Origin of the sequence: Mesorhizobium sp. M1143, from assembly GCF_040318435.1 — a bacterium.
GTDB lineage: Bacteria > Pseudomonadota > Alphaproteobacteria > Rhizobiales > Rhizobiaceae > Mesorhizobium.
Genome location: NZ_JAMYMJ010000108.1, coordinates 1 through 5461, shown reverse-complemented (window position 1 = coordinate 5461; position 5461 = coordinate 1). Strand labels below are relative to the sequence as shown.

2 protein-coding genes and 3 pseudogenes are annotated in these 5461 nt (G+C 57.6%); all 5 read left to right on the top strand.

The features are described from left to right. Positions 1–934: pseudogene (locus NKH35_RS30630) on the top strand (IS256 family transposase); the annotation flags it as partial. A 497-nt stretch (positions 935–1431) separates the two neighbouring features. Beyond that, positions 1432–2385, top strand: coding sequence for an aminotransferase class IV (locus NKH35_RS30625; RefSeq protein ID WP_352917434.1), 954 nt, complete (start codon positions 1432–1434; stop codon positions 2383–2385). Positions 2386–2606: 221 nt separating this feature from the next. Beyond that, positions 2607–3110 (top strand): annotated as a pseudogene (locus NKH35_RS30620) (aminotransferase class I/II-fold pyridoxal phosphate-dependent enzyme); the annotation flags it as partial. Between the two features lie 298 nt (positions 3111–3408). Next, entirely contained in the window at positions 3409–4584 is a 1176-nt protein-coding gene (locus NKH35_RS30615; protein WP_352917433.1) for a M20 aminoacylase family protein, read from the top strand. Positions 4585–4932: 348 nt separating this feature from the next. Continuing rightward, positions 4933–5461: pseudogene (locus tag NKH35_RS30605) on the top strand (IS110 family RNA-guided transposase); the annotation flags it as partial.

The window sequence follows — 5461 nt, the reverse complement described above, 5'->3', positions numbered from 1 at the left end:
ACCGCGCCGCATGGCCGAGAAGGCGCTAACCGCCGTCATCCAGGAAGCTTATGTGCAAGGCATCTCGACCCGGTCGGTTGACGACCTGGTCAAGGCCATGGGTATGAGCGGCATATCCAAGAGCCAGGTCTCGCCGCTGTGCGAGGAGATCGACGGGTAGGTGAAGGCCTTCCTCGAGCGGGCGATCGAGGGCGATTGGCCATACCTGTGGATCGACGCCACTTACCTGAAGGTCCGCCGCGGTGGGCGGATCGTCTCGGTCGCCGTTATCATCGCCGTCGGCGTCAACGCGGACGGCCGGCGCGAGGTACTGGGCATGGAGATTGGCACCTCGGAGGCCGAGCCGATCTGGACAGAGTTCCTGCGCAAGCTGACACTTCGCGGCCTGCGCGGCGTCAAGCTCGTCGTCTCCGATGCTCACGAAGGCCTCAAGGCGGCCGTCACCAAGGTGCTGTGCGCGACATGGCAGAGGTGCCGCGTCCATTTCATGAGGAACGTGCTGGCCCATGCCGGCAAGAGCGGCCGCAGGGTCGTCTCAGCCTTCATCGCCACCGCTTTCGCCCAGGAAACGCCCGAGGCCGCGTCCGTACAATGGCGCGCCGTCGCCGACCAGATCCGGCCGAAGGTGCCGAAGCTGGCGACAATCATGCACGACGCCGAGCCCGACGTGCTGGCCTACATGACCTTCCCCAAGGAACATCGCGCCAAGCTCCACTCGACGAATCCGATCGAACGTCTCAACGGCGAGATCAAGCGGCGCACCGAGGTCGTCGGAATCTTCCCGAACGACGATGCGATCGTGCGCCTCGTCGGCGCAATCCTGCTCGAACAGAACGATGAATGGGCAGTGCAGCGGGCCAGATATATGACTCTGGAAACGATTAGCCAGATGAGCGATGATCCCCTGATCAGCCTGCCAGCCGTGGCGCGCTGATCAGCCCGGCCCATGCCGGAGAGCACGGCGACTAATGCCGCCAGCTACACCACGCCGCGGGACACGATCTCAATCTGTTGAACCACCTTAGGAGAGCCTGCTAACGAGATCGCCTTGCGGTCGTCCCCATGGGAACGATCCGGCTCACGCCCTTTCGGGCGGACTCAACTCCTCCTTCGTTGGTCCGTTGTGCCTATTTCAAGGCCGATACGGAGAACCCGAATGTGGGAAAATTCCAGAGCATGATTTCGCTTGATCGAGTCAAGTTTGAGCCGCAGGCAACGGTGTAGAGTTGGGTGGCCTGCGCTGAAGCGGTCACTGCTGGCCGCTTTTTGAAACCGCCATTGCGCGTCCACGATGAGATTGAGCTTTTTCGACTGGAGTGACGTGCGATCTAATGGGTGCAGCCGATCCTGCGTTGCGATGGCGTGAGACGCCAGATCACTCGGCGCGGCAAGGCAACCTTCCTAGTGTGAGGAAAAAGAATGGCGACCCCGATGACACAGATCTTGCCTGTTTTTCCACTAGTCGCAGAGAATTACTGTGACCGACGGGGCTACCCGGAAGGGGTTGCTTTTATGGATGAGCAATACTTGCCGATGTCTGAGGCCAAGATCTCCGTGCTCGATTGGGGGTTCCTGCATTCGGACGCCACTTACGACACGGTGCACGTCTGGAATGGCAGGTTCTTCCGATTGAATTTGCATCTTGACCGCTTCTTCGGGGGTATGGAACGCCTTCGAATGAAGCTGCCCTACGATCGGGGGACCATAGAGTCAATCCTGAGAAATTGTGTTGCTCTGTCGGGGCACAGATCGGCATACGTGGAGATGATTTGCACGCGCGGTTCGTCCCCGACGTTCAGCCGTGACCCACGCCAGGCGGAGAACCGGTTCATCGCGTTCGCTGTCCCTTTTGGTTCGGTTGCCAACAAGGTGCAAATGGAAAGAGGCTTGCACGTCGCGATCAGCGAGACTGTTCGTATTCCGCCCAATTCAATCGATCCTTCAATCAAGAACTATCATTGGCTCGATCTCGTGAAGGGTCTTTACGATGCCTACGACATGGGGGCAGAGACAGCGCTGATCCTAAATACGAACGGCCACGTTGCGGAGGGACCTGGCTTCAACGTATTCGTGGTAAAGGACGCGTGCCTGCGGACACCCGCTTTCGGGGTGCTACCCGGCATCACGCGTCGATCCGTGTTCGATCTTAGCGCCGAAATTGGGCTTTCGGCCGCCGCTGATGATATAAGTCGTGATGAGATCAAGGCAGCTGATGAGGTGTTCATCACCTCGACTGCCGGGGGCATCATGCCTGTGACTCGCATCGATGACACCGCGATCGCCAATGGGCAAGTCGGGTCCATCACGCGCCGACTGATGGATCTCTACTGGCAAAAGCACGATGATCCGGCATGGTCGACTGCTGTCGACTATCCGCAGTCGTAACCTAGCGATGCGACAGTAATTTACACAGCGAGTTGGTTAGGGTCGATGAGCGTTGTCAGGCGCATAGATCATTGTATCTGGGTAAAGAAGCGTTAGTTTTAGAAGCACTGCTTTTGGCAGTGGAATAACGTGGGTCGCTGCTTGCGAGGGCCGTGCCTGCCGTCCTTAGCTTGCACCCGCTACTTCTGGAATCAACCAAATTCAATTCAGCGGAGTGGCCAATGACCGCCAGCTTCATTGCCCATTTAGCGATGGAACTCGAAAGCCTCAAGAAGGCCTCTCTGTACAAGTTCGAGCGCGTCATCACCTCGACGCAGCCGTCCAACATCGAACTCGCGAACGGCAGGAAGGTTCTGAACTTCTGCGCCAACAATTATCTAGGCCTCGCGGATGGCAGGGAACTGCGTGAGGCGGCAAAACAGGCCCTGGACCGCTACGGACACGGCATGGCATCCGCGCGCTTCATGTGCGGCACACAGGTACAGCACAAGCAACTCAAAGGAACGATTTCACGGTTCCTTGGCATGGAGGATACGATCCTTTATTCTACAGGCTTCGACGCCAGTGGTGGCCTGTTCGAGACGCTGCTTGGCGAGCAAGACGCGATCATTTCCAATGCGCTCAATCACGCCTCAATCGTCGATGGGGTGCGGCTGTCGAACGCCAAACGGTTCCGCTACGCCAACAACGACATGGCCGATCTCGAGGCGCGATTGAAGGAAGCCGCGGATCTGCCGCACATTCGAGTGCGGATGTGGACCGTGCCGTCGAGGCCTTCACGGAACTAGGGAGGAACTGGGAGCCATCTGATGTTCAACATTGCTGCAGCACCTCGGTCGACGCAAAAGGAATTCATTATCGTTGGACATAATATTTGGGTCGGATGCGAAACCCGACACTACATTGCCACGGCCGAAGCCGTGTTCAGCCTCGCAAGGCCAGGGATGGCGAAAAGCTAGGGATGGCGACAAGACACTGAGCCGCACACGATATTCGCTTGCGAAGCGTAATTTGGGAGCCACCATGCACAAGGTTGATAGTTTCCGCGATCTGCAGCAAGAGGCCACCGAGTGGCGCCGCTACCTCCATGAAAATCCCGAGCTGGATTATCGGTTGCAAAACACAGCTCGGTTTGTGACCGAAAAGCTGGCATCGTTCGGAATAAATCATATCGAGACCGGAATAGCTGAGACCGGCGTCGTCGCCCTTATTCAGGGCCAAGGCGGAGATGGCCCCACGATCGGACTGAGGGCGGACATGGATGCCCTGCCAATCGTTGAGGCATCAAATAAACCTTGGTCCTCCAAAAACCCGGGCGTAATGCATGCATGCGGCCATGACGGTCACACGGCCATGTTGCTGGGGGCCGCAAAGTATCTTGCGAGTATGCGCAACTTCAAGGGTTCTGTCGCCTTGATCTTTCAGCCGGCAGAAGAGCCAGAATTCCCATCGGGCGCCTTCAGGATGGTACAGGAAGGTATCATGGACCGATTCGGTATATCTCAGGTCTTTGGTATGCATATTCAGCCAGGCCTTGATATTGGTAAATTCGGCATCTGCACAGGCCCAATTATGGGCTCGCAGGATGACTTCGATATTGTGGTTAAGGGTGAGGGAGGCCATGCGGCAGAGCCGCATCGGACTATCGATCCCGTTGTTATTGCAGCACAAATCATCCTTGGTCTGCAAACCTTGGTGTCGCGTAGGACGGACCCCTTGGATTCGCTGGTCATTTCCGTCACCAAGTTGAAGGCCGCAGAGGCCTACAACATCATTCCCGATCATGTTGAAATCTCCGGAACCGTCAGGACCCTCTCACCCGGTCTGCGGGACTTTGCCGAACGAGAAATGTTGGCCGTCGCCCAAGGCATCGCACGCGGATTTGGTGCGAATGTCGAGTTCAAATACCTTCGTTCCGTTCCGCCTACCATCAATCATCCTGAAGAAACCAGACTGGCGATCACGGCAGCGCAAGATCTCGTGGGAGTTGCCGCCGTGAACGATGCGGCCAAGAAAAGTCTGGGTGCAGAAGACTTTGCTTATATGCTTGAGGCGCGCCCGGGCGCCTACATTCTGGTTGGAAACGGGCCAACCTCTGACTGTCATAACCCGGCCTTTGATTTCGATGACGAAGCCTTGGCTTACGGCATCGGTTATTGGGTGAAGCTGGTCGAGACGGCTTTGGCTGTTAATAGATGATTTGTAGGAAATGCTTTTGGCAGATCCTAGACGCCCGAGCCCCAGATGTTCCTCGGGGTGCTCGGCGGGTCGATCAACACCTTTGCTGAGGCGACCTAGAGCAGAATCTGATCACTCAGGCTCGTATCCTGCGGCGCAGAAGTAGTTTGAGCACTCCTCTGCGGTGAAGCGTGGCAAGGCGTCGCGGATTGCGTCCCAAAGCTCGGGGATGTTGCGTGCGGCGGCTTTCCTGAGGATCGACTTCAGCTTGGAGAAGGCATTCTCGATTGATGGTGTGGATGGCTCCTGCTCCCGGCGTCGCATTGCGCCATAGTTGGGATGTTGTCGTCCCGAGCAAAGGAGCCATCCATGTCAGAACTTGCCACAGTTGGCATCGACCTCGCAAAGAGTGTCTTCCAGATCCATGGTGTCGATGGGAACGGTCGGGTTCTCGTACGCCGTCAGCTTCGCCGCAGCCAGTTGCTGGTGTTTTTCCAGAAGCGTCCACGATGCCTGATCGGCATGGAGGCTTGCGCAGGTTCTCACGATTGGGGGCGCAGGCTTCTGGAGATGGGGCACGACGTCCGGCTGATGCCGCCCTCCTATGTGAAGCCTTACGTGAAGCGCGGGAAGACGGATGCTGCGGATGCGGCCGCCATCTGTGAAGCCGTGACACGCCCCTCCATGCGGTTTGTCGCCATCAAGAGCGAGCCTGCTCGTCGGTTCTGGTTCTTCACCGCACGCGAGACTTTCTGGTTCGCCAGCGCACGCAGATCGGCAACGCGATCCGGGCCCACATGACGGAGTTCGGCGTCATCGCGGCGAAGGGCGCGCAGAACGTCAATCGACTGAAGGATCAACTGGATCAACTGCCGGAAGTAGCTCGAATGCCTGTGAG